Origin of the sequence: Mesorhizobium sp. M1C.F.Ca.ET.210.01.1.1 (assembly GCF_004791585.1) — a bacterium.
GTDB lineage: Bacteria > Pseudomonadota > Alphaproteobacteria > Rhizobiales > Rhizobiaceae > Mesorhizobium.
The window spans coordinates 55,185-79,066 of record NZ_SRUU01000012.1 but is presented as its reverse complement, the minus strand read 5'-3'; the positions used below and the strand labels follow the sequence as shown (position 1 = coordinate 79,066).

26 protein-coding genes and 1 pseudogene are annotated in these 23,882 nt (G+C 65.0%); 12 read left to right on the top strand and 15 right to left on the bottom strand.

Features of this window, described 5'->3' with window-relative positions:
* Window positions 1-149 precede the first annotated feature (149 nt).
* Both grpE and EN853_RS15710 read left to right on the top strand, forming a co-directional pair.
* Window positions 150-785: a nucleotide exchange factor GrpE gene (gene grpE, locus EN853_RS15715; RefSeq protein ID WP_127860669.1), complete on the top strand. Its 636-nt coding sequence runs from the start codon at window positions 150-152 to the stop codon at window positions 783-785.
* Window positions 786-909: 124 nt separating this feature from the next.
* A complete protein-coding gene (locus EN853_RS15710; RefSeq protein WP_127860773.1) occupies window positions 910-1,542 on the top strand; it encodes a trimeric intracellular cation channel family protein in 633 nt (210 codons plus the stop codon).
* An 83-nt stretch (window positions 1,543-1,625) separates the two neighbouring features.
* Here the strand turns inward: EN853_RS15710 and EN853_RS15705 are convergent, their stop codons facing one another.
* From EN853_RS15705 to EN853_RS15680, 6 genes are all read right to left on the bottom strand, one after another.
* Complete coding sequence (locus tag EN853_RS15705) at window positions 1,626-2,510, bottom strand: GNAT family N-acetyltransferase (protein ID WP_127860668.1); 885 nt, start codon at window positions 2,508-2,510, stop codon at window positions 1,626-1,628.
* 186 nt (window positions 2,511-2,696) lie between these two features.
* Entirely contained in the window at window positions 2,697-4,979 is a 2,283-nt protein-coding gene (locus EN853_RS15700) for a PAS domain-containing hybrid sensor histidine kinase/response regulator (RefSeq protein WP_127860667.1), read from the bottom strand.
* 143 nt (window positions 4,980-5,122) lie between these two features.
* Window positions 5,123-6,112 carry an MDR family oxidoreductase gene (locus EN853_RS15695; RefSeq protein ID WP_127860666.1) on the bottom strand — a complete coding sequence of 330 codons (990 nt, stop codon included), beginning with the start codon at window positions 6,110-6,112 and terminating at the stop codon, window positions 5,123-5,125.
* 71 nt (window positions 6,113-6,183) lie between these two features.
* A complete protein-coding gene (lspA, locus tag EN853_RS15690) occupies window positions 6,184-6,672 on the bottom strand; it encodes a signal peptidase II (RefSeq protein WP_127860665.1) in 489 nt (162 codons plus the stop codon).
* A 10-nt stretch (window positions 6,673-6,682) separates the two neighbouring features.
* Window positions 6,683-7,543, bottom strand: a complete 861-nt coding sequence (locus EN853_RS15685) for an RNA methyltransferase (RefSeq protein ID WP_127860664.1) — start codon at window positions 7,541-7,543, stop codon at window positions 6,683-6,685.
* A gap of 1 nt (window position 7,544) precedes the next feature.
* Window positions 7,545-8,606: a class I SAM-dependent rRNA methyltransferase gene (locus EN853_RS15680; RefSeq protein WP_127860663.1), complete on the bottom strand. Its 1,062-nt coding sequence runs from the start codon at window positions 8,604-8,606 to the stop codon at window positions 7,545-7,547.
* 124 nt (window positions 8,607-8,730) lie between these two features.
* Between EN853_RS15680 and EN853_RS15675 the strand changes: the two genes are divergently transcribed.
* From EN853_RS15675 to EN853_RS15665, 3 genes and pseudogenes are all read left to right on the top strand, one after another.
* A complete protein-coding gene (locus EN853_RS15675; RefSeq protein WP_127860662.1) occupies window positions 8,731-9,441 on the top strand; it encodes a YafY family protein in 711 nt (236 codons plus the stop codon).
* 69 nt (window positions 9,442-9,510) lie between these two features.
* Window positions 9,511-9,864: pseudogene (locus tag EN853_RS15670) on the top strand (VOC family protein); the annotation flags it as partial.
* A gap of 18 nt (window positions 9,865-9,882) precedes the next feature.
* A complete protein-coding gene (locus EN853_RS15665; RefSeq protein ID WP_127860772.1) occupies window positions 9,883-10,320 on the top strand; it encodes an EVE domain-containing protein in 438 nt (145 codons plus the stop codon).
* Here EN853_RS15665 and EN853_RS15660 read toward each other — a convergent pair.
* The 4 genes from EN853_RS15660 to sppA form a co-directional block, all read right to left on the bottom strand.
* Window positions 10,313-11,275, bottom strand: coding sequence for an ornithine cyclodeaminase family protein (locus tag EN853_RS15660; RefSeq protein WP_127860661.1), 963 nt, complete (start codon window positions 11,273-11,275; stop codon window positions 10,313-10,315). The two genes, EN853_RS15665 and EN853_RS15660, sit on opposite strands and share 8 nt — an antisense overlap.
* An 83-nt stretch (window positions 11,276-11,358) precedes the next feature.
* Window positions 11,359-11,691, bottom strand: coding sequence for a DUF1049 domain-containing protein (locus EN853_RS15655; protein ID WP_127860660.1), 333 nt, complete (start codon window positions 11,689-11,691; stop codon window positions 11,359-11,361).
* A 162-nt stretch (window positions 11,692-11,853) separates the two neighbouring features.
* Window positions 11,854-12,138, bottom strand: a complete 285-nt coding sequence (locus EN853_RS15650) for an integration host factor subunit beta (protein WP_027165368.1) — start codon at window positions 12,136-12,138, stop codon at window positions 11,854-11,856.
* A 77-nt stretch (window positions 12,139-12,215) separates the two neighbouring features.
* A complete protein-coding gene (gene sppA, locus EN853_RS15645) occupies window positions 12,216-13,169 on the bottom strand; it encodes a signal peptide peptidase SppA (protein ID WP_127860659.1) in 954 nt (317 codons plus the stop codon).
* A gap of 293 nt (window positions 13,170-13,462) precedes the next feature.
* Between sppA and lptC the strand changes: the two genes are divergently transcribed.
* From lptC to ptsN, 6 genes are all read left to right on the top strand, one after another.
* Complete coding sequence (lptC, locus tag EN853_RS15640; protein WP_127860658.1) at window positions 13,463-14,176, top strand: LPS export ABC transporter periplasmic protein LptC; 714 nt, start codon at window positions 13,463-13,465, stop codon at window positions 14,174-14,176.
* Complete coding sequence (locus EN853_RS15635; protein ID WP_127860657.1) at window positions 14,163-14,762, top strand: LptA/OstA family protein; 600 nt, start codon at window positions 14,163-14,165, stop codon at window positions 14,760-14,762. The genes lptC and EN853_RS15635 overlap by 14 nt, the downstream gene beginning before the upstream one ends.
* Complete coding sequence (gene lptB, locus EN853_RS15630; RefSeq protein ID WP_126087619.1) at window positions 14,762-15,580, top strand: LPS export ABC transporter ATP-binding protein; 819 nt, start codon at window positions 14,762-14,764, stop codon at window positions 15,578-15,580. Before EN853_RS15635 ends, lptB begins: the two co-directional genes overlap by 1 nt.
* 190 nt (window positions 15,581-15,770) lie before the next feature.
* Complete coding sequence (rpoN, locus tag EN853_RS15625) at window positions 15,771-17,300, top strand: RNA polymerase factor sigma-54 (RefSeq protein ID WP_127860656.1); 1,530 nt, start codon at window positions 15,771-15,773, stop codon at window positions 17,298-17,300.
* A gap of 276 nt (window positions 17,301-17,576) precedes the next feature.
* Window positions 17,577-18,161 carry a ribosome-associated translation inhibitor RaiA gene (gene raiA / locus EN853_RS15620; protein WP_127860655.1) on the top strand — a complete coding sequence of 195 codons (585 nt, stop codon included), beginning with the start codon at window positions 17,577-17,579 and terminating at the stop codon, window positions 18,159-18,161.
* Window positions 18,162-18,224: 63 nt separating this feature from the next.
* The gene (ptsN, locus tag EN853_RS15615; protein WP_042641064.1) at window positions 18,225-18,689 is read left to right on the top strand and encodes a PTS IIA-like nitrogen regulatory protein PtsN; all 465 of its coding nucleotides are present in this window, start codon (window positions 18,225-18,227) and stop codon (window positions 18,687-18,689) included.
* 94 nt (window positions 18,690-18,783) lie between these two features.
* Here the strand turns inward: ptsN and EN853_RS15610 are convergent, their stop codons facing one another.
* Window positions 18,784-19,041 carry a DUF1150 family protein gene (locus EN853_RS15610; RefSeq protein WP_126087622.1) on the bottom strand — a complete coding sequence of 86 codons (258 nt, stop codon included), beginning with the start codon at window positions 19,039-19,041 and terminating at the stop codon, window positions 18,784-18,786.
* A 64-nt stretch (window positions 19,042-19,105) separates the two neighbouring features.
* Window positions 19,106-19,531: an Hsp20 family protein gene (locus EN853_RS15605; RefSeq protein WP_127860654.1), complete on the bottom strand. Its 426-nt coding sequence runs from the start codon at window positions 19,529-19,531 to the stop codon at window positions 19,106-19,108.
* A 141-nt stretch (window positions 19,532-19,672) separates the two neighbouring features.
* Between EN853_RS15605 and EN853_RS15600 the strand changes: the two genes are divergently transcribed.
* The gene (locus EN853_RS15600) at window positions 19,673-20,614 is read left to right on the top strand and encodes a nucleoside hydrolase (RefSeq protein ID WP_127860653.1); all 942 of its coding nucleotides are present in this window, start codon (window positions 19,673-19,675) and stop codon (window positions 20,612-20,614) included.
* A 159-nt stretch (window positions 20,615-20,773) separates the two neighbouring features.
* Here the strand turns inward: EN853_RS15600 and EN853_RS15595 are convergent, their stop codons facing one another.
* The 3 genes from EN853_RS15595 to EN853_RS15585 form a co-directional block, all read right to left on the bottom strand.
* Window positions 20,774-21,388 (bottom strand): LysE family translocator, encoded by a 615-nt coding sequence (locus EN853_RS15595; RefSeq protein ID WP_127860652.1) that lies wholly within the window; start codon window positions 21,386-21,388, stop codon window positions 20,774-20,776.
* A gap of 94 nt (window positions 21,389-21,482) precedes the next feature.
* Complete coding sequence (locus EN853_RS15590; protein WP_127860651.1) at window positions 21,483-22,934, bottom strand: amidase; 1,452 nt, start codon at window positions 22,932-22,934, stop codon at window positions 21,483-21,485.
* Between the two features lie 5 nt (window positions 22,935-22,939).
* Window positions 22,940-23,845, bottom strand: a complete 906-nt coding sequence (locus EN853_RS15585; protein WP_127860650.1) for a ribokinase — start codon at window positions 23,843-23,845, stop codon at window positions 22,940-22,942.
* Between the last annotated feature and the right edge of the window lie 37 nt (window positions 23,846-23,882).

The following is a 23,882-nucleotide window of genomic DNA, read 5'->3' as shown; positions in this document are numbered from 1 at the left end:
GGCAAGCAAAGCTGTCCGGTACGGTAAAATTTGAATTAATCTGGAACGACCGGGTGGTGGCCGCCGCCGGCGCTTGCCCCTTGATTTTTGGCCTTCAAACCTCGATATCGGGCGCAAATCCGAACCAATCCGAATGACGGGAAACGGCGATGAGCGACCAGGCAAAAGACGAACGCGCGCCCGAGGAAACCGAGGCCACCCAGGCCTCCGGCGAGCGCGCGGAAGGCGGCGTCGACGGCGACTATGAGGCGCTTGTGCGGCTGCTGAAGGAAAACGAGGAACTGAAGGACCGCGCGCTTCGCGTCGCGGCCGAAATGGAGAATCTGCGGCGGCGCACGGCACGCGACGTGCACGACGCGCGCACCTACGCGGTGGCCAATTTCGCACGCGACATGCTGTCGGTGTCGGACAATCTGCGCCGCGCGCTCGATGCCATTCCGACCGAGGCCAAAGCCTCCGGCGATGCCGGCTTCAAGGCGCTGATCGAAGGCGTCGACCTCACCGAGCGCGCCATGCTGTCGGCACTGGAGCGGCATGGCGTGAAGAAGCTCGCGCCGGAAGGCGAGAAGTTCGACCCGAACTTCCACCAGGCGATGTTCGAGGTGCCCAACGCCGACGTTCCCGCCGGCACCGTCGTCCAGGTGGTGCAGCCCGGCTATTCGATCGGCGAACGCGTATTGAGGCCCGCGATGGTCGGTGTCTCCAAGGGCGGCCCGAAGGCCGCCGCGGCCGAGGCGGCGGTCGAGCCTGGCCCGGTGAACGAGCAGGCTGAGAAGGACGCGTAGTTAAGGGAGTAAGGGAGTAGGGCAATAAGGCAGTATGTGAGACGATAGGCAATTGCGTAGGTTTGGCCTACACAGTTGCATTCCCTACTGCCCTACTGCCCTACTGCCCTACTGCCCTACTGCCATGAACCCCATCGATCTGCTCGACTATGCCGGCGTCGCCGTCTTTGCGGCGACGGGCGCGCTTGCGGCGTCGCGCAAAGAGCTGGACATCATCGGCTTCCTGTTCCTGGCCAGCGTCACCGGCATCGGCGGCGGCACGCTGCGCGATGTCATCCTCAACCTGCCGGTGTTCTGGGTCGCCAATAGCGGTTATGTGCTGATCTGCGCCTTTGTCGCCGTGCTTGTCTTCTTCAGCGCTCACCGCGTCGAATCCCGCTACAAGCTGTTGCTCTGGCTCGACGCCATTGGGCTTGCCGCCTTCGCGGTGATGGGGGCTGCAAAAGGCCTGGCGATCACCGGCTCGCCGGTCGTGTCTGTCATCACCGGGGTGCTCACCGCGACCTCCGGCGGCATATTGCGCGACCTGCTCGCCGGCGAACCTTCCGTGCTGCTGAGGCCGGAAATCTATGTCACGGCGGCGCTTGCCGGTGCGGCGCTCTTCACGCTTTGCGATCTTGTCGGCATGCCGGCCCTTCCGTCCAGCCTGCTCGGCTTCGCCGCGGCCTTCCTGGTGCGCGGCGGAGCGCTCAAATTCGGCTGGTCGTTCCCGGCCTATAAGAGCCGGCCTGGACGAAGGCCGGAGGATATTCCGTGAAGGGGCGAGTAGCGAATAGGGAGTAGCGAATAGCGCTGTTGTGATCAGCCGCCGTCATTTGTTTCTTTCGCTATTCGCTATACTCACGCCGCGAAGCGCTGGCCTTCACCGCCGTAGTAGTTGACATAGCGGGCGCCGATTTCCTTCACCGGCATGACGACGAAGACATCGACGGTCGAGAATTCGCGATCGATGACGCAGCCGTCGCCGATGCGCGCTCCGACGCGCAGATACCCCTTGACCAGCGGGGGCATCGCGGCGATCGCCGCCTTGGCGTTGACCGCCTCGATCGGCATCAGGTCCATCGAGCAGTAGCGGCCCGCGACCGCCTTGACATCCCATGCCTGGTCGGTGCGGCAGTGATGGGCGAGATAGGTCAGCGCCTCGGCATGCGCGGCCGGCACGGTGCCGTGGAAGGAGGCGCAGCCGGTCATCACGCCGATGCCATAGTGGTTGATATAGGCCCAGATGCCTTGCCAGAGCGCCTCGATGGTCCGCTTGGAGCGGTATTCCGGCAGCACACAGGAGCGGCCGAGCTCCAGGAAGCGCTGGCCGGGATGGCGCGCCACCAGCTTGGTCAATTCGAACTCGCCCTCGGAGTAGAAGCCGCCGGCGGCCGTGGCGATCTCCTGCCGCAGCAGGCGGTAGGTGCCGACGATGCGGCGGTGCTCGGGGCCGGGGAGCGAGGTGTCGAACACCAGAAGGTGATCGCAGAGCGGGTCGAAACGGTCGGCATCGCGCCGGTCCTGCGCCTGGAACAGATTCTTCCTCGCGCCAAGCTCGTCATAGAATACCCGGTAGCGCACTTCCTGGGCGGCTGCGATCTCAGCCTCGTTGCGTGCAAGCCGCACTTCCAGGTTGCCGATGCGGCCCAGCGGTGCGCCGTTTGCGACGGCGTCGGCGGTGCGCGCGCCGAGCAGGGCGCTGGCGTTCGGCCGAGTATCGCATTCAGGCATGACTGTATGCACGAGTGATTCTCCTTCGAGCCATCCCTCTTGGCACGGGGATACGGTGTAGGTGCAACAGGATTGTGACAGTACCGTGATACGGCGAGCCCGGCAATACTTCGTCGGCTGGGCAATACCCTCAACCGGCTATCTTACGGTCGCGAAAGCCAAGCAATCCAAGGCGTTCGGGAAAGTCTAAAAAAATCGTTACGCCGCAGCCTGGCCTTCGACGGCCTGGACGAGCGCATCAGGGTCGAGAGGCTTGGTGACGAAGCCGCTGGCGCCGTGGGCCAGCACGGTGTGGCGCGTCTTTTCCTGGCTGTCGGCCGAAAGCACCATGATCGGGATCGGCGGCACGGCCATCGCTTCCTCATGGCGGCGGATGGCGGCGATCGCGTCGAGCCCGTCCATCACCGGCATGTGCAGGTCCATCAGCACGATGTCGAAGCGGTGCTTGAGTCCGGCCTCGGTAACGGCTTCGACCGCGGCCTTGCCGTTGCCGACGATCTTGACGCGATGCCCGGCCTTGAGCAGCGTGGCGCGGGCAAGCATTGCGTTGATGTCGTTGTCCTCGGCGATCAGCACGGACAGACCCTGATCGCGGCGGCGGATCGACGTGGCGCCACGCGGTTCCGGCCGCGGCTCGGCGGGTGCCGGCACATGGCTGGTCAACAGCACGCGCAGCAGCGTCTCGCCGCGCACCGGCCGGGCGAGGAACGTCGCGTAGCCGCCGGCGCGGAATTCGCCAAGCATGCCACGATCGGAGGGTGCGATCAGGGTGACGGCCTCGCAATCGACAAAGCCGCTCTGGCGCAGGCGCTTGAGCAGGCCGCCGTCGCTGCTCTCGAGCGCGGCGTCGACCAGAAGCACATTGCAGCCGGCCGCGTACGGCGCGGCCTGGTCCGGCGTCGAGGCAATCTCGACGGCGCCGCCATGGGCGCGGATGGTGCGGGCGATCGCATCGGCCTCGACGGCATTCCTGGACACGATCACCGCGCGCCGGTCCGCGAGGATGCTTTGGCGATATTGCGACGGTTCGGTTGCCGCGGTCGCCGGGATGTCGAAGACGAATTCGGATCCTTCGCCGAGCCGGCTCGACACCGAAATCGTGCCACCCATGGCGATCACCAACCGCTTGGAGATGGCAAGGCCGAGCCCCGCGCCGCCATGCACCCTCGTCGAGGTGCCGTCGGATTGCTCGAACTCCTCAAAGATGCGCTCCATGTCCTCTTCGCGCAGACCCGGACCGGTGTCGGCGATGCTGAAGCGGATGCGGTCAGTGTCTTCAGTGCGGGCGCGCGCGACGGTAAGCAGCACGCCGCCGGTATCGGTGAATTTCACGGCGTTGCCGATGAGATTGAGCAGCACCTGGCGCACGCGGCCGGGGTCGGCGGTGATCATCTGCGGCACGTCGGGCTCGACATGGCAGCCGAGGCCGATGTTCTTGGAGAAGGCCTTCGCCGCCATGAGCTCGATGATGTTGTCGGCGATCTCGCGCAGCGACGTCGGCTGCGGCTCGGGATCGAAGCGGCCGGCCTCGATCTTGGAATAGTCGAGCAGGTCCTCGATGAGGGCAAGCAGCGCGCTCGCGGAGGTGGAGACGGCGCCGACATAGGTGCGTTGCTCGGGCGAGAGGTCGGTATCGGCAAGCAGCTTCGCCATGCCCATGATGCCGTTCATCGGCGTGCGGATCTCGTGGCTGACGGTGGCGAGGAAGCGCGACTTGGCCTGGCTGGCATATTCAGCCCGCTCGCGGGCGGTGATGAGCGAGGATTCGGCACGCTTGCGGGCCGTGATGTCGCGGGCGATCGCCCGATGCGAGACCGCGCCGGTATCCCTGTCGCGCACCGAGAGCTCGATCCAGGAGAACCAGCGCGGACCGTTCGGCGTGCGGATGGCGACATCGGTGGAGCTCAGGCATTCATGGTCCGAGAAGGCGGCGTCGGGCACGACGCCGACATCGATACCGAGCTCGGAGAGCGTCTTGCCGGCGAGGTCGCGCTGATCGAGATCGACCAGCGAAGCAAACACCCTGTTGGCATAGACGATGTGGCCGTCGCGGTCGCGATGGACGACGAGATCGCCAAGCGCATCGATCAGGCCGCGAAAGCGCTCCTCGCTTTCCTGCATCTCCCACATGCGGTCGGCGAGCGTCTCGATCTCGGCGCGGCTGCGTGCGGCGGTCTCGTCGAGAAGCGCCGCGGCGCGGCGCTCGGTGCGTCGGCTGCGCAAATGCATGGCGAGGCCGCCCAGACCCGTCGCCAGGAGGCCGATGGTGATGAAGACCGGCGCTCCGGTGAGATGCGCCAGCCCGGCCAGCATGGCCGTGGCGACGATCATCAGGAACGGCAGGCCTTCGCGGCTGGCGGTCGGCAGTTCGGGAGCCAGCGGTGGCGGCGCGACAAGCACCTGCCGCTTCGGCGTCTCCGGACCCGGTCCGTTATCGCCTGCGGTCTTGCTGTCCTGCCTGTGGTCGGAGTCCGCGAACATACGGAAAACCTTGCCAGACAGAGATTATGGAAGACTGCGGCGGATCGTTCGAATTTTAGTCGTCCGAGCCAATTCGGGCGGTTTCTGCGCGTTTCGGCGCAACTCCAAACGGAAAACCGCCGAACGTTTCTCCTGGGATTGCACTACATGTCGACGACAACACGACCCCTGATCTTGCCGTCGACGATGTCGCGCGCGGCGCCGATGATGCCGTCGAAGCCGATCGACCGCGAGAGCGTCGACAGCTTCTTGAGGTCGAGATCGGTGCCGATGCGGCGCCACGCCTCGAGGCGGACCGGTTTCGGCGCCATGACGGAATCGATGCCGAGCAGCGAGACGCCGCGCAGGATGAAAGGCGCGACGGTTGTCGGCAGGTCCATGCCGCCGGCCAGGCCGCAAGCGGCGATCGCGCCGCCATAGGACGTCATCGACAGCACATTGGCCAGCGTGTGGGTGCCGATGGAGTCGACGCCGCCCGCCCAGCGTTCCTTGGCGAGCGGCTTCGCCGGCTGGCTAAGCTCGTCGCGCGAGATCACCTCGGCCGCGCCGAGGTCGATCAGATAGGGACTTTCGGCATTGCGGCCGGTGGAGGCTATCACATGGTAGCCGAGGGTGGAGAGGATCGAGACGGCGACCGAGCCGACGCCGCCGGCCGCACCCGTCACCACCACGGGCCCGCGGTCCGGCACGATGCCGTGCCGCTCCAGCGCCATGACGGCAAGCATCGCTGTGTAGCCTGCGGTGCCGACGGCCATCGCGTCATGGGGGCTCATGCCGTCGGGCAGCGGCACCAGCCAGTCGCCCATGACGCGGGCGCGCCCGGCATAGGCGCCGTAGTGCGTCTCGCCGACACCCCAGCCGTTGAGGATCACCTTGTCTCCCTTGCGCCAGTCGGCATGGGAGGAGGACACGACGGTGCCAGCGAAATCAATGCCGGGCACCAGTGGCCAGCGGCGCACGACCGGCGCCTTGCCGGTGATGGCCAGACCATCCTTGTAATTCACCGTCGTCGCCTCGACGGCGACGGTGACGTCGCCTTCCATCAACTCGGCTTCGGTGAGGTCGACGACCTCGACCGATTGCTTCTTCTCGGCGTCGCGCGAAACGAGGATGGCTTTGAAGGTATCGGACATTCTTGTCTCCTCGGTTCCGGCGATTTGTTTTTGCGCAATAGCCTCGACTTTGAGGCGCTGGCCCCGAGAGGTCAATTGCCTCGGTCCTGGGGTTTGGTCTCCCGCCGCCAGCCGATCAATTCGTCGAAGACGACCAGTGCGGCGCCAACGGAAATGAAGGCGTCGGCGAGGTTGAACACCGCGAAGGACCAGATCGGCGTGTGGAACAGGATGTAGTCGATGACATGGCCGTAGATCGCGCGATCGATCAGATTGCCGAGCGCGCCGCCGACGATCAGGGCAAAGCCGATGCGGGCTATGACGTGGCCGGCGGGCGTGCGCACGGCCAGATAGAGCACGAAAGCGACGACAAGCGCGGCGATGACCACCAAGCCGGTGTCGCCGAAGGAGGAGAACATCGAAAAGGCGATGCCGGTGTTGTAGGTGCGGAACAGCGCCAGGAAAGGCAAGATATCGAGCTTTTCCTGAAAGGCGAGACCGCTCTCGACCAGCTGCTTGATCCACTGGTCGAGCGCGACCGCCGCGACGACCAGCAGGGCGTAGGGGGACCAGGATTTCACTTGGCAGTCCTCATCGCGTGTCGGTGGCGGGGTCGAGCTTCAGGGCGCCGCGCCGGATCTCGAACAGCATCACGCCGGTCGCGACCGCCAGGTTGAGTGAATCGGCGCGGCCGGCCTGCGGTATCCTGAGCAGCCGGTCGCAGCTTTCGGCGAGGCTGTCGGGCAGCCCCTGCTGCTCGTTGCCCATCAGAAGCAGCACCGGGCCCCTCGAGAAGTCGACCGAGCGATAGTCGACGGCGCCCTTGAGATGCGTTCCGGCGACGAGGCCCGGAAAGTCGCGCCGCCAGGCGAGGAAGGCCTGCTCGGTGGCCTTGGCGACCGGCACGGCAAAGATCGAGCCCATGGTGGCGCGCACCGTCTCGAGCGAGAATGGATCGGTGGTGTCGCCGACCAGGATGACGCCCTTAGCGCCGACGGCATCGACGGTGCGGATGACGGTGCCGAGATTGCCAGGGTCGCGTACGCGGTCGAGCGCAACCCAGACATCGCCGTCCGTGGCGCGGATGTCCCTCAGCGGCAGCGTCTGCTGCGCGAAGACGCCGACGACCATTTGCGGGTTCTCGCGGCGGGTGATTGCGGCCAGTACCTTCTCTGAGACTTCGAGCACGGTGCCGCCGGCGGCGACCGTGCGCGCGGCGACCTTTTCGACCGCCGCATTGCCGCGTCCCGCCTTTGCGAAGACCAGCGTCCTGATCGACCAGCCGAGGTCGAGCGCGTCGATGACCAGCTTCAAGCCTTCGGCCATGAAGGCGTTCTGCTGGTCGCGGAATTTCTTCAGCGCCAGCGCCTTGATGTCCTTGACCAGCGGGTTGGCGAGGCTGGTGACTTCCTTGACCTGGCCAACCGGCCGGTGTCCGTCATATGCGACCATTTCAAGCCACCCAGCGCGAGAACAGCGAGGTCGACAGCGCGCGGCCGGCGGATTTCTCGCGGATGATCAGTTCGCCGGATTCGACCGTGCCGCCCATGCCGGCGAAGGTGTCGCGCATCAAGGCATGAATGGCGAAGAAGGAGGCGCGGATCGAGTAAGCGGTGAGAACCACGGCCAGCGGTTTTGGCGTCAGGATCGAGCGGCAAAGGTCGGTGAGGCCGGGCAGATCCTCGAACAATTGCCAGACCTCGCCCTTCGGACCGCGGCCATAGGCGGGCGGGTCGAACAGCACGATGTCGTAGCGGCTGCCGCGGCGCTCCTCGCGCTCGGCGAATTTCACCGCATCCTCGACGATCCAGCGGATCGGCTTGTCGGAGAGGCCGGCCATCTCCTGGTTCTCGCGCGCCCAGCCGATCGCCTTCTTCGAGGCGTCGACGTGGGTCACCTCGGCGCCAGCGCGGGCCGCGACCAGAGATGCAAGGCCAGTATAACCAAACAGATTGAGCACCTTGACCGGACGTTTTGCGGCGGCGATCAGTCCGGCCATATGGTCCCAGTGCGAGGCCTGCTCGGGGAAGACGCCGACATGGCGGAACGAGGTGAAGCGTCCAAGATAGTCGATGCCGTCATGCCTCATCGGCCAGGTTTCGCCGAGCGGCGCTTTCGGGAAGCGCCAACGGCCGATGCCTTCCTCGTCGGTGTCGCCGGTGAAGATAGCATCGGCGCGCTCCCATTCCTTGGCGGCAAGCGCCCGCTGCCAGATCGCCTGGCCTTCGGGGCGCACGATGCGGTAGGGGCCGTATTGCTCCAGTTTCTCGCCGGCGCCGCTGTCCAGCAGCGCATAATCGGCATTGGGCGCGACTTCGAGGATCAGCGGAAGCCGTTCCGCAGGCAGCGCGCCGTCGCGGCGGGCCAGCACGCGCGGCGCGGGCCCCTGCTCCTGACGATGGTGCGATTCGGACGTCGCCTCCGAAGCGGTGGCGCGCGAGCGCGGCTGGCTGGGACCGGGTTTCGCGGGCTGGCGCTGGCGGTTGTCGCGGTTTCGGTCGCGAAAGGACTTCAAGAAAAATCTCCGGAACGGCAGGCCGCTTTTGGCATAGGCCCTGCGCCTTCGCAACAAGATGGTCGGTTGCGGCTCCGTCGTGATGCAATGGACCTCGCCTGAAGAAACAGGCAAAGCTCTCATCATGTCCCGCTCGGAACGCCTGCTTGACCTCATCCAGATCCTGCGCCGCCACCGCCGGCCGGTGAGCGGCCGCACGCTTGCCGGCGAGATGGGCGTGTCGATCCGCACGCTCTATCGCGACATCGCAACGCTGCAGGGGCAGGGCGCGCCGATCGATGGCGAGGCGGGCTTGGGTTATGTGCTGAAGCCCGGCTTCATGCTGCCGCCGCTGATGTTCACCGACGAGGAGATCGAGGCGATCGTGCTCGGCTCGCGGTGGGTGGCCAAGCAGCCGGACAAGCGACTTGCCGCCGCTGCCACCGATGCCGTAGCCAAAATCGCGGCGGTGCTGCCGGACGACCTGCGCGAGGATCTCGACGCCACGACGCTGCTCGTCGGACCGCATTCGGGAACCGTCGAGGCGATCGATCTCGGCGTGGTGCGGCAGGCGATCCGCAACGAGCGCAAGCTCGGCTTCCTCTACCGCGATGCCGGCGGCGCCACCTCGGAGCGCTTGGTCTGGCCGTTCGCTCTCGGCTTCTTCGACAAGGTGCGGGTGATGGTGGCATGGTGCGAGATGCGTCGGGATTTTCGCCACTTCCGCGCCGATCGCATGTCCCACCTCACCGCCACCGATATCCGCTATCCGCGCCGCCGCCAGGTAATGCTGAAGGAATGGCGGGCGACGCTCGACAAGCCTGGCCAGAACGCGGCGTCAGACTCCGCTGGTTGATGCTACTGCCAGAATCTGACAGTGGTGCGGTCTAAACCACCAGTGTTCAAACAAACTTGGAGATCTGACATGGTCACGCCCAATTTCGCCATCCTCTACGTCGACAGCCCGGAACGGAGCGGAGCGTTCTATGCTTCACTGCTTGGACGCGAGCCGGTCGAGACCTCGCCCACATTCGCCATGTTCGTGCTCGACAAGGGCTTCAAGCTCGGGCTCTGGTCGCGCCACACCGTTGAGCCGGCGGCAGCCGCGGCGGGCGGAGGCGGCGAGCTGGTGCTTGCGGTCGAGAACGCGGCCGCCGTCGACGCCACCCATTCCGACTGGGCCAAGCGCGGCCTGAAAATCCTCCAGACCCCGACCGACATGGATTTCGGCCGCACGTTCGTCGCGCTCGACCCCGACAATCACCGCTTGCGAGTCTACTGGCGAGGGAGCGCAGGGATGAGCGCCTACTGGGTTGCTGTCGCATCGGCCGGGCATGTCAGGATCGGCCGCCAGGCCGGCTTCATGCAGGTCAATCATGGCAAGGCCCCACCGCTGCGCCGTATCAAGCCGGGCGACGGCATCGTCTATTACTCGCCGAGCACCGTGCTCGGCGAGAAGGACGGGCTGCAGTCCTTTACGGCAATAGGCACGGTGCGCGAAGGGGAGATCTACCAGGGCGAGATGGGCGGTGGCTTCAAGCCGGCGCGGCGCGATGTCGATTGGTCAGACGCCGAGGAAGCACCAATCAAGCCGCTGCTCGACCGCCTTGATTTCACCGCCGGCAAGCCGAACTGGGGCTATCAGCTTCGTTTCGGCCTTTTCGAGATCAGCGAGCACGACTTCCGACTGATCGGCGGGACAATGGGCGCAAAGCCGGCGGTGTCGGCTATTTGAGCGCCTTGTAGACGGCGATGCCGGCGGCGAGGTCTTCGAGCGCGGCGCCGACCGACTTGAACAGCGTGATCTCGCCGTCGCCCCGCCGGCCCTGTTTCTCGCCGCGCGCCAACTCATGCAGGTCCGCGACTATCGCTTCCGGCTTCAGCACGCCGGAAGCGAGTGGCTGGACGATGTCGCCGGCCTCCTTGGTGGCGCCGGCGCGGGTGTCGACATACACGCGGGCGCGCGAAACGGCATCGTCGTCGCTCTCGCGCATCGCCGGCGTGAAGCCGCCGACCAGGTCGACATGGGTGCCGGGCTTCAAAAGCGCGCCCTTGATCAGCGGCGTGGTCGAAATCGTCGCCGAGGCGATGATGTCGGCCTCGCCAAGTTCCGCTTCGAGATCGCCGGCAGCGCTTGCCGGGTGACCTTCGGCACACAGTGCGCTTGCCACTTTCTCGGCATTGGCCGGCGTGCGGTTCCAGATATGGATGGATTTGATCGGTCGCACCGCCGAATGCGCCTTGGCGAGGAAGGACGACAACGCCCCGGCGCCGATCACCAGCAGCCGCGAGGCATCCGGGCGGGCAAGATAGGAGGCGGCAAGCGCCGAGGCGCAGGCGGTGCGCCATTGCGTCAGCCGCTGGCCGTCGATCAGCGCCTGCGGCTCGCCGGTCACGCCGTCGAGCAGCAGATAGAGGCCCATCACCGCCGGCTTGCCGATGGCGTTGTTGTCCGGCGACACGGTGACGATCTTCACGCCGATATGGCCACCGGCCGAGCTGCCGGCGGCGTTGAAATCGGTCCAGGCCGGCATCAGCAGGAGCGTCGAGGCGGCACCATCCGGCCGCTCGACCGCGTGATGGTGGCGAACCGGCTGCACGGCGCCGTCGCGGAAGGCCGTGCGCAGCGTCTCGACCAGCCCTGGAAAGGTGAGCGCCCGATCGACCTCGGCGGCCGAGATGGTCAGCATGGAGAACTCCCTAAAGCGAGGCGCCGCTAGACTATTGTTTCTTGTGCGATTCCGGACGCAAAATCGCCCACACCGGAATTGCCTTAGTTCGTCGGCTTCGGCAGCGCCGGTCCTTTAGGCGCCGCGGGCGCGCGGCTCACTGCCTGGCGCAGGTTCTCGGCCTCGATGCCGCGCTGGCGCGCGAGCTTGCGATAGCGGCCCTGCTTCACCCAGGTCGCCAAGCTGCCGACGACCATGCCGACGGCCAAAGCCAGGAACAGGAAGATGAAGAGCGGCAAATTCAGCGTCAGCGCCGGATTGCCCGGATGGAACGGGTCGAGCGTGAAGGCGACCAGTCCGCGGTTGGCGACGGCAAGCGCGATCAGGATGATGGCCAGCGGCACGAAGACCACGACGAGCATGAAGCGATTGAACATCAGATCTCCATGAGAGGCGGCTTAAGGCGCATTGCGATCTTTCGGATTCGCTCTGTGCGCTTTCGGTTTTGATCCACGCATATCTTGTCCCGAAACCGGTTCCCGCTTTCGGGAGACATGCTTTAGGCGCCGAGATGTCGCTGTGATACGACGGCGCGGCGCCTATTTGCCGCCGTTCAGCCTTTCGCGCAACTCCTTGCCGGTCTTGAAGAACGGCACCCACTTCTCCTCGACCTCGACGGATTCACCGGTGCGCGGGTTGCGGCCGGTTCGGGCAGGGCGGTTTTTCACCGAAAAGGCGCCGAAACCGCGCAGCTCGACCCTGTTGCCCTCGGCAAGCGCATCGGTGATCTCGTCAAAGATCGCGCCGACGATGTTTTCCACGTCGCGCAGGAAAAGATGCGGGTTGCGCGCGGCAATGATCTGCACAAGTTCGGATTTGATCATAAGAACGTTCCCCGTAAACCACTGCGGTCAATTATCAGGATGATTTTATTGCTTTTTTGGCTCGTCCCAACAGTATGTCAAGGGTGCCAGACCGAAACGAGACCGTCAAGAAACAACCGGTCGGCGCCAAGCTCGTGAATGACGTCGCCGCCGGCGTCCGGCAGGCCGAGCGCATTGGCGATGGCTTTGGTCATGCTCCTTGTGAAGAAGAAGCCGCGTCCTTCTGTGTCCTTCCACTCGACGACCTTGAGCTTGCTGTCGACACCCTTGGTCGCCAGCCAGTCGATCGCCTCGGTCTCGCCGCCGAGCGCATCGACCAGATGGTTCCCAAGCGCCTGGCGGCCGGTGAAGATCGAACCGTCGGCTAGCGCCAGCGCCTGCTCATGCGTCATTTTGCGCCGTTCGGCGACGATGCCCACGAACCAGTCATAGCTGTCGAGGATGAGCTTGCGCACCATGGCGCGCTCGTCGTCATTGGTGGGCTTGAAGGGCGAGGGCGAGGCCTTGAGCGGCGAAGACTTCACCTCTTCCAGCTTGATGCCGAGTTTATCCATGAGGCTGCTGACGTCGGGATACTGGATCAGCACGCCGATCGAGCCGATGATCGAGGTCTTGCGGGCAACGATGTGGTCGGCCGCGCTTGCGATCATATAGCCGGCGGACGCCGCCAGCGTGCCAACCTCGGCCGCAACGGGCTTGTCGCCGGCCAGCTTGCGCACTTCCTCGTAGATCGACTCGCCGCCGACCGTGGTGCCTCCGGGCGAATCGATCGACAGGATGACGCCTTTCACGGTCGGCGATTTGCGGATCGTCTCCAGCCTTTCGATCAGCTCCTCGTCCTCGGTGATGGTGCCTTCGATCTTGACCTTGGCGATGTGGTTGACCGCCTGGCCGGTAAAATCGTCATTGTAGACCCATGCCGAAAAGGCGATCAGCGCCGCCGCAAGAACCGCAAACGCGGCCACGCGCCAGAACGTCAGCTTGCGGCGCAAGCGGCGGCGGTCGATCAGATCATCGGCTCTCATTGTCATTTCAGCCTCTCAGTCGCTGGGAAAGGACGCTTTTAAAGCAAGCCTCCGCGCGGGGCCACCGTTTCCTGACAGCTCCAAGGCCGATGAAAGGACATTCACGGCAACCTCACGAAAAATTAACGCAGCCGGCCCCTATCTGCTATGAAGGGCTGGCAGTTCAGCCGAATTCGTCTTAGTCGTGCGGTAGCAGCCGTCACATTTTTGCAGTTTTCCTCCGCTTGTGCTTGCTTGCGGGGGCCGGCATACCACCTATAGGCGGTGTTTGGCGGGCAAGGGCTCATTAGAAAACAGTCATGTTGGCGCGATCTGACGAAACGAGCGATGCCGAAATGGCGTCGACTGCCGCTGGCGAAAGCGGCATGCGCGGCGACGCGTTCGACCGTGCGCGGCGGCATTCGCGCCGCGTGCGCGTGCTGAAGTTCGCCGTGCCGCTGCTGGCGGCCGCGATCGCGATCGCCTTCCCGATCTATTCCTATCTTGCCGCGCCGGTGTCGATTTCGGTGCAGGCCGACGGCACCGCCTTCTCGGACGGCAAGCTGGTGATGGCCAATCCCAAGCTCAACGGCTTCACCAAGCAGAAACTGCCTTATTCGCTGACGGCGACCAGGGCGACCCAGAATGTCGGCACGCAAGCCATCATCGACCTCGAAGGCATCAACGCCAAATTGCCGGTCGCCAGCGACAATGTGGTGTCGGTCACCGCCGCGCACGGCATCTACAACCGCGACGCCAACACGATGGACCTCACCAGCGATGTCAACGTGACGACCTCGGACGGCATGGTGGCCAAGTTCAAATCTGTCTTCCTAGACATGGGCAAAGGCTCTATGAAGACGGACAATCCGGTCGATGTCAGCCGCAACGGTTCGCGCATCACCGCCGACTCGATGTCGGTGGAAGACAACGGCCAGGTCGTGGTCTTCGAGAACCGGGTGCGCGTCGACATCGACGCGGCAAGTCTGAAGGCGGCAGAGGCTAAGAGCGGAGAGCAGAATGCGTCGCAGTAAATCGGCAAGGCTTGCAGCGGCGGGCTCTCTCTTCATGTTGCTGGGGGCGGCGCCCGCGCTCGCCCAGTCCGGCACCACCAGCCAGATGTCCGGCCTCAAATTGTCGGGCGACCAGCCGATCCAGATCGAAAGCGACAAGCTCGAGGTCCATCAGGCCGACAGCGCGGCGATCTTCAGCGGCAACGTCACCGTCAATCAGGGGCCGACGCTGCTCAAGGCCGGCAAGATGACGGTCTACTACGTCAAGGATCCCAACGCCCCCAAGGGCGCGGCGGCTGGCGCGTCGGCGATGACGGGCGCGGCCAACATCGACCACCTCGTGGTCGAGAACAAGGTCTACATCAAATCGAACGACCAGATCGCCACCGGCGACAAGGGCACCTTCGACATGAAGACCCAGGTGCTCACCCTCCAGGGCAAGGAGGTCGTCCTGTCGCAAGGCGACAATGTGCTCAAGGGCTGCAAGCTCACCGTTCAGATGAAGAGCGGTCTTGCCAATGTCGACGGTTGCGGCACCAGCGGCCGCGTCATCATGTCGATCACGCCCCAGAAGCAGGGTGCTCAGCAGGGAGCGCAGCAGCAGTAATGGCTGGCGTATCGTCGCTGCTGGCCCGCCTTCCAGGGCGGGCGGCCGCAAAACCGGCTGCTCCGGCAACGGTCAGTGTCGACAAGGCGAAGTTCAAGGGCACCCTGATCGCCAAGGGCCTGACCAAGAGCTACAAGGGCCGCAAAGTGGTGAGCGGCGTGACGCTCGGCGTCCGCGCCGGCGAGGCCGTCGGGCTGCTTGGCCCCAACGGCGCGGGCAAGACCACCTGTTTCTACATGGTCACCGGTCTCGTGCCGGTGGACGAAGGCACGATCGAGATCGACGGCTTCGACGTCACTTCGATGCCGATGTACCGCCGCGCCCGTCTCGGCATCGGCTATCTGCCGCAGGAGGCCTCGATCTTCCGCGGCCTGAATGTCGAGCAGAACATCCGCGCCGTTCTGGAAGTGGTGGAAAAGAGCCGCAAGGAACGCGAGCGCACGCTCGACGAGCTGCTCGAGGAATTCCACATCAGCCATCTGCGCAAGGCGCCGTCGATGTCGCTGTCGGGCGGTGAAAGACGCCGCCTCGAGATCGCGCGGGCGCTGGCGACGCGGCCGGCCTACATGCTGCTCGACGAGCCCTTCGCCGGTATCGACCCGATCGCGGTCGCCGACATACAGCAGCTCGTTCGCCACCTGACCGCACGCGGCATCGGCGTGCTGATCACCGACCACAATGTGCGCGAGACGCTCGGCCTGATCGACCGCGCTTACATCATCCATGCCGGCCAAGTGCTGACGCATGGCCGGGCCGACGAAATCGTCGCCAACGCCGATGTGCGGCGTCTCTATCTCGGCGAGGGCTTTACCCTCTAAGAGTGTAAAATCAGGCTTTCTGCGGAAGTTTCGCGCCGTTTCGCCGAATTTTTGGCAAATCCGCCCTCGAATAACGCTCCGGTAAGCCGTCGCTGCTAGCGTTTGGCTTGACAAGCAAAAGCCGGGCCAGTTTCTATGCCCGACCGAAAAACCGTAGCTCGACGCGTAGACGAGGCGTTTGAATCCCACCATGGCGCTGGCAGCCAAACTGCAGCTCAGACAGTCCCAGTCGCTGGTGATGACGCCCCAGCTGATGCAGTCGATCCGGCTGCTGCAGCTCACCCATGTCGAGCTCGAGCGCTTCATCGACGAGGAAATCGAGCGCAATCCGCTACTGGAGCGGGCCGAGCCGCAGGACGACGCAAGCGGCGACCAGCCGCAGAAGAGCGAGGCCGCGGCCGAACCCGCCAGCGGGGATGACTGGTTCGAGGCCGAGACGGAATGGAGCGCCGAGGCGATCTCGGAAAAGCTCGACTCTTCGCTGGAGAACCTGTTTCCCGACGATCCCGGGACGAGCGAGAAGCTGGGACCGGATCTCACGGCGCAATGGAAGTCAGCGTCCGGCGGCAGCGCCGGCGGCGCTGCGTCGGAAGGCTTCGATGTCGGCGAGATGGCAGCAACGATTGTGACGCTGCGCGAGCATGTCGGCGAGCAGATCGCGCTTGCCTTTCCTGCCCCTGGCGAACGCCTGATTGCCGGCGAGCTTGCCGACAGCCTCGACGAGGCGGGCTATCTGCGCGCCGACCTGGAAGAGGTCGCGGCGCGGCTTGGCGCGGACAAGGAGGCGGTTTCACGCGTACTCACGGTCTGCCAGACTTTCGAGCCGGCCGGTCTGTTTGCCCGAGATCTCGCCGAATGCCTGTCGCTGCAGCTTGCCGTGCGCGACCGGCTCGATCCGGCGATGAAGGCATTGGTCGCCAATCTCGAGCTTCTGGCGCGGCGCGACTTCCAGACGCTGAAGCGCATCTGCGGCGTCGATGAGGAAGACCTTCTCGACATGCTGGCCGAGATCCGCGCGCTCGATCCGCGGCCCGGCACGGCATTTTCGGGCGGCGCGAGCGACGCGATCATCGCCGATGTCGAGGTGCGGGCCGCCGCTGACGGCAGCTGGGCGGTGGAGCTCAACGCCGACACGCTGCCGCGCGTCCTGGTCGATCATGTTTATTTCGCCCGGGTTTCCTGCCACGCCAGGGACCAGGCGGAGAAGGAATTTCTCGCCGAATGCCTGCAGAACGCCAACTGGCTGACGCGCAGCCTCGACCAGCGGGCGAAGACCATCCTCAAGGTGGCCTCGGAAATCGTGCGCCAGCAGGACGCGTTCCTTGTCCATGGCGTGCGGCATCTCAAGCCGCTCAACCTGCGCACGGTGGCCGACGCGATCGGCATGCATGAATCGACCGTGAGCCGCGTCACCGCCAACAAATACATGCTGACGCCGCGCGGCGTCTTCGAGCTGCGCTATTTCTTCACCGCTTCGATCGCCTCGGCGGAAGGCGGTGAAGCCCACTCCTCGGAAGCCGTGCGCGACCGCATCAAGCAGCTGATCGACGAGGAAAAGCCCGCCGACGTGCTTTCCGACGACGCCATCGTCGACATGCTGCGGGAAAGCGGCGTCGACATTGCGCGCCGCACCGTCGCCAAGTACCGCGAAGGCATGAACATCCCTTCATCGGTGCAGCGGCGACGCGAGAAGCGGGCTTTGGCCAACGCCGGGCGCTGACGATCTGCCCCGATGGCGCATTTCACAGTCTCCGAGCTTCATTGACAAGCTGCAATGAAGTGTCTAGAAGCCCGCCCGCATGAGCCGGGCCGTGATGCCCGCTCGCGAATGGGTCCGTCAAAGCGAAGGCCTCGGACGGCCAAGAAGGCGACTTGTGATCAACCGGAAAGTTCGGGTCTAAAATCGGCGCGCGTGCCGCTGCAAAGCTTGTGCGCGCGCACCACGGGTATAAACTCGGGACAGTTTGAAGCCTGAGCAAGGAAGGTCAGTTTTCAGATGAATCTGCGCATTTCGGGAAAACATATGGACATCGGCGATGCGTTCCGTACGCGCATCAACGATCGTGTCAACGAAGTGATCGAAAAATATTTCGATCGAGGTTTTTCAGGACATGTAACGGTCATCAAGGCGGGATCGCGCTTCTCGGCCGATTGCATGATCCGTCTCGATTCCGGCGCCTCACTGCAGGCAACCGGTGACGCCCAGGATCCCACGCTTGCCTTCGAGGCGGCCGCCGATCGCCTCGAAACGCGGCTCAGGCGCTACAAGCGCCGGCTGAAGTCGCACAATTCCAGCAATGGCAATGGCGAGTCCACCGACATCGCTTATACCGTGATGGAGCCGCTCGCCGACGATGACGAGGAAATCCCGGAGAACTTCGCTCCGGCTATCGTCGCCGAATCGACCATGGCGCTTCGCACCATGTCGGTGGCGTCTGCCGTCATCGAGCTCGATACCAAGGACAGCCCGGTTTTCGTATTCCGCAACGCCGGAAACGACCATCTCAATATTGTCTACCGCCGGCCGGATGGAAACATCGGCTGGATCGATCCGTCGACGACCAAAGTCGCGCAGGGATAAGAAAGCCGGCCGCGCGAGGGGGACGACGACCGGCGCGGCAGGCGAGCAAGGGATTTTTCAAGCATGGATCTTAGCGATCTCATCAGCGTCCCGGCTATCATGCCGGCGTTGAAGGCGAATTCCAAAAAGCAGCTTCTGCAATTGCTGTCGGAGAGGGCCGCGGCGATTTCCGGGATTCCGGAGCGGGAAGTGTTCGACACCATCCTGCAGCGCGAGCGGCTGGGCTCGACCGGCGTCGGCAACGGTATCGCCATCCCACACGGCAAGCTGGCGGGCGTGAAGCGGATCGCAGGCGTGTTCGCCCGGCTGGAGACGCCGGTGGATTTCGAGGCGCTCGACGACCAGCCGGTCGACCTGGTGTTTCTGCTGCTTGCGCCCGAAGGCGCCGGCGCCGACCATCTCAAGGCGCTGTCGCGCATCGCGCGCGTGCTGCGCGACGCCGATACGGTGGCCAAGATCAGGGGGACGCGCGACGCCGTGGCCATCCACGCGCTCTTGTCGGACACGCAGGCCTCGCACGCGGCTTGATTTTCGGGGATAAAACCTTCAAAGGGCCGCCGCGAGCGGCCCTTTCCGTTTCAGACGCAAACCACACGCCGCCTGGGACGGCGGGAAGCGAACCTTAGTGGATCGCGACCGTGGTCAGATCGTTCTCCAGCGCACCCGCCAGCGCCCGGTCACGAGCATCGGAAAGCAGGATAGGCTGGCCGTTGGCGGCAAACAGCGCCCACAGTTCCAGGCCGGGCGCGATCTCGGTGAGGCCGGGGAAGCGGCCGCGCAGATCGTCGCTTGATACTTTCCTCAGGTAAGCGACCGAACCTTCGCCCAAATGGGCGAGTTCGCCGCTGGTCATGGTCAGGGTTTCGTCAGTTCTGGGCATTTTCAAGCCTCCTTGGCGCGAGACGCCACTTCCGGCCGTCCCGCATTAGAGCCATCGGCAAAGGTCAGTCTTTCACCGATATGTTTATTTTCCGTACCAGCCGCTCGGCTTCCGGCCGGTCGAGATCGATCGACAGAAGGCCGTTCTTGAGCTCAGCACCGATCACCCGCATGCCGTCGGCCAGCACGAAACAGCGCTGGAACTGGCGCGCGGCGATGCCACGGTGGAGGAATTCACGCTCGGTGTCGTCGGTCTGACGGCCGCGCACGATCAGCTGGTTCTCCTCAGTGGTGACATCGAGGTCGCTTTCGGCGAAACCCGCCACGGCAAGCGTGATGCGCAGCCTCTCGGCCCTGCCGTCGACAGCGCCCAAGCGCTCGATGTTATAGGGAGGATAGCTGTCGCCCGACTTCGCCAGACGCTCGAGCGTCTTTTCCATGGTGTCGAAACCCAAGAGAAGCGGGCTGGAGAAGGGCGTCATTCGGCTCATGTTACACTGTCCTCTCAAGAGCGACATAAACTGGAAAAACCCGGATGGCATTTTTCCCGATGGTCTTGATATGGTCCGCCGCGCGATCAAGTTCAAGCCATCAAAACCCCGCCCAAAAAGACTCCCCAAAAAGGAATTGAAATGCCCCAGACCCGAAAGATCATCATCGACACCGACCCCGGCCAGGACGATGCCGTCGCCATATTGCTGGCGCTCGGCAGCTCCGAGTTGGAGGTCGTCGGCATCACCGCCGTTGCCGGCAACGTGCCGCTGAAACTCACCGAGAAGAATGCCCGCAAGATCTGCGAGCTTGCCGGCCGGCCCGACATCAAGGTCTATGCCGGCGCCATCCGCCCGCTGGCGCGCGAGCTCGTCACCGCCGAGGAAGTGCACGGCAAGACCGGCCTCAACGGGCCGCAGTTGCCGGAGCCGACAATGCCGCTGCAGACGCAGCACGCCGTCGATTTCATCGTCGAGACGCTGATGCGCGAGGAAAGCGGCACGATCACGCTCTGCCCGCTCGGGCCGCTCACCAATATCGCCCTGGCGCTGATCCGCGAGCCGCGCATCGCGCCGCGCATCAAGGAAATCGTGCTGATGGGCGGCGGCTTCTTCGAAGGCGGCAACGTCACGCCCGCTGCCGAGTTCAACATCTATGTCGACCCGCAGGCGGCCGATGTGGTGTTCAAGTCGGGTATCCCGATCGTGATGATGCCGCTCGACGTCACCCACAAGGCGCTGACCACGGCCAGGCGCACCAACGCTTTCCGCGAGCTCGGCACCAGGGTCGGCACCGCGACCGCCGAGATGCTGGAATTCTTCGAGCGTTTCGACGAGGAGAAATACGGCACCGACGGCGGGCCGCTGCACGACCCATGCGTGATCGCCTATCTGATCAAGCCGGAACTGTTCAAGGGCCGCCATTGCAACGTCAGCGTCGAGACCACCTCCGAACTCACCATGGGCATGACGGTGATCGACTGGTGGGGCGTCACCAAGCGGGAAAAGAACGCCATGGTGATGCGCGACATCGACCATGACGCCTTCTTTGCCCTGCTGGTCGAGAGGCTGGGGCGGCTCTAGGGCCTTTCCCTTCCCCCTGGTGGGGGATGGGAAATCGGTGCGCAGCGCCGAGACGGATGAAGGTGTTGGACGGAGTGAGACGCTGGTGTTTCCTAGAACGGCCCTCATCCGTCGCCTTCGGCGACACCTTCTCCCACAGGGGGAGAAGAGGACGCGCGCTTACTTCGCCTTCGAAAACGCCAGCCACAGGCCGTCGCCGACCAGGAAGCTGCCGCTGATCCGGGACATGAGCTTCACACGGCTGGCCGACAGCAGGCGTCCAGCGCGGCCGGCGGCAAGCGCGTAGGTGGAATCGGACATGGCGGCGAAGACCATCGCGGTCAGGCCCATGACAATGATCTGCAGCGTGTAATTGCCCTGAGGCGCGATGAACTGCGGGAAGAACGCGCCGAAGAAGACAAGCGTCTTCGGATTGGAGATCGCCACGAGGAAACCCTGCAGGAAGAAGCCGCCGCGCGGCTTCTTCGCGGAACCGTCGGGGCTCAGCGTGCCCTTCGAACGAAACATCTGCACGCCCATCCAGATCAGGTAGGCGGCGCCGATCAGCCGCACCCATTCGAACCAGTGGCCCATGCCGGCGATCAGCGTGTTGAGGCCGATGCCGACGATGGCAATCATGATGGCGAGGCCCGCCTGGGTGCCAGCCACGTTGGCAAGCCCGGCGCGCGAGCCGTGGCGCATGCTGTTGGCGATGATCAGCGTGACTGTCGGGCCGGGCACCAGGATGATGACGATGCAGGCGACGACATAGGTGGCGTAGAGTTCCAGCGACATGATCTTTCCTCGAACAGGATGGCGCCGACTTGGGCGGAGCGCGATCAATGCACGGAGTTGGCGCCGGTGCAAGCTGGCCGCGCAGGGTGGCCAGTCAGCCGGCCCCCGCCGGCCAGGGCAGCGTCGCCTCATAGGCGGCGCCGGCCTTGAGCACGGCGAGGTCGCCTCGCGGACGGCCGATCAGTTGCATGCCCATCGGCCGGCCCTTGTCGTCGAAGCCGACCGGGACGTTGAGCGCCGGGCAGCCGCCCAGCGTGGCAAAGGCGGAGACCTGCATCCAGCGGTGATAGCTGTCCATGGCCCGCCCAGCGACCTCGCGCGGCCAGTGGGTGGCGACGTCGAAAGGGAAGACCTGCGCGGTCGGCAGGACGACGAGGTCGAAGCGCTCGAACAGCGACAGCAGCGTCCTGTGCCATGAGGAGCGCCGGACTGTGGCGGCGTGGACCTGAGGCGCGCTGAGGCGCATCGCCTGCTCGACTTCCCAAACCGCTTCCGGCTTCAGCAGCCTGCGTTTCTCCGGATCGTCATAGTGCGCCTTCAGCCCGCAGCCGCTACTTGCCTGGCGCAGCGTCACAAAGGCCTGCCACAGCGCCTCGAAGTCGAAATCCGGCACCAGGGCTTCGGTGTGGAAGGATGCCTCGGCGAAGCGGCCCAGGGCGGCCTCGCACAGCTCGAGGATTCCTGGCTCCATCGGCAGGTGGCCGCCGAGATTGCCGAGCCAGGCGATGCGGCCGCCGGCGGCTTTTTTGCCCAAACCTTCGAGGAAGGAACCCTGCTTGTCGTGCGACAATGGCGCGCGAGGATGGTAACCGGCCTGCTCGTCGAGCAGCAGGGCGATGTCGCGCACGTTTCGGCCCATCGGGCCTTCAACGCCCATCTGGGCGTGGAAGACGTCGATGTCGGGGCCGGCGGGCACCAGCCCCTGCGAAGGGCGGAAGCCATAGACGTTGTTGTAGGCGGCCGGATTGCGCAGCGAGCCGCCGAAGTCGCTGCCGTCGGCCACAGGCACCATGTCGAGCGCCAGTGCAACGGCGGCGCCGCCGCTTGAGCCGCCGGCGGTGAGCGCCGGATCGAAGGCGTTGAGCGTTGGGCCGAAGACCGGATTGTAGGTGTTCGAACCCAACCCGAATTCCGGCACATTGGTCTTGCCGATGATGATGACGCCGGCCTTGCGAAGGCGCTCGACGAAGAAGTCATCCTCTTGCGGGACGAAATCGGCGAAGATCGGCGAGCCGAAGGTGGTCCTCAGGCCCTTGGTCAAGGCCAGGTCCTTGATGGCGATCGGCAGGCCGAACAGCGGTCCGGCATCTCCGCCCTCAGCCAGATGGGCATCGGCCCTGTCGGCTTCGGCCAGGATGTCGGCGCGCTGGCGCAGCGACACGATGGCGTTGACCAACGGGTTCACGGTCTCGATGCGGTCGAGGAAGGCACTGACGACTTCGCGCGCCGAAAGGCGCCGCTGCCGGATGGCTTGGGCAAGTTCGATCGCGGACAGGCGGCAGATGTCGCCGGCCGGCGGCACGGCATGTTTCGTCGACGGACGCATCGCCGTCACCGCGCCGCCACCAGTGCGGCGTCGACATCCTTGGCCAGCGGGATCGCCGGCTGGGCGCCCGGCTTCAGGCAGGCGAGCGAGCCGGCGGCCGCGGCGCGCGCAAGCGCCTGCTCGAGCGAAAGGCCGGACGACAGGCCGGCGCCGAAATAGCCGCAAAAGGTGTCGCCGGCGCCGACCGTGTCGACCGGGGTGATCTTCAGCGCCGGAACGGTGAGGAAATGGTCGGGCGTGGCGGCAAGGACGCCGTCGCCGCCGAGCGTGACGACGATGGTGCGGCCGGTCTTCTGGGCGTAGTCGCGCATCCGGGCCTGCCGGTCGCTCCCGGAAAGCGCCAGCGCCTCGCCATAGAGGTCGAACTCGGTCTCGTTGGCGACGGCGTAGTCGGCCTTGCCGAGGAAACCGGAAGCCTCGGCGCGGAAAGGCGCGGTGTTGAGCACGCTGACGGCGCCCGCCGCGGGCGCGGCGTCGAGCGCCGCTTCGACCGTCTGCAGCGGGATCTCATGCTGCAACAGCACGACATCGCCCTTTTTCAGATGGGCCTTGGCGATGTCGCCGGGCAGAACCGAATCGTTGGCGCCCGGTACGACGGCGATGACATTCTCGCCGTCGGCGCCGACCAGGATCAGCGCCGTGCCGGTCGAGGCGAAGCTCTCGCCGACGCCGGAGAGATCGACGTTGCCGGCTTTCAGCAACGCCAGCGCTTCGGCGGCAAAGCTGTCCTTGCCGACGGCACCCACCATGCGCACCTTGGCGCCGGCGCGGGCGGCGGCCAGCGCCTGGTTGGCGCCCTTGCCGCCGGGGGCGGTGGCGAAGCCGGAGCCGCGGACCGTCTCGCCGGGTCCCGGCAAGCGGTCGACATTGGCGATCAGGTCGAGGTTGATCGAGCCGACGATGATGATCAAGAAACGCCTCCTGCCGGAGCGGGCGAGCCTTCGGTCG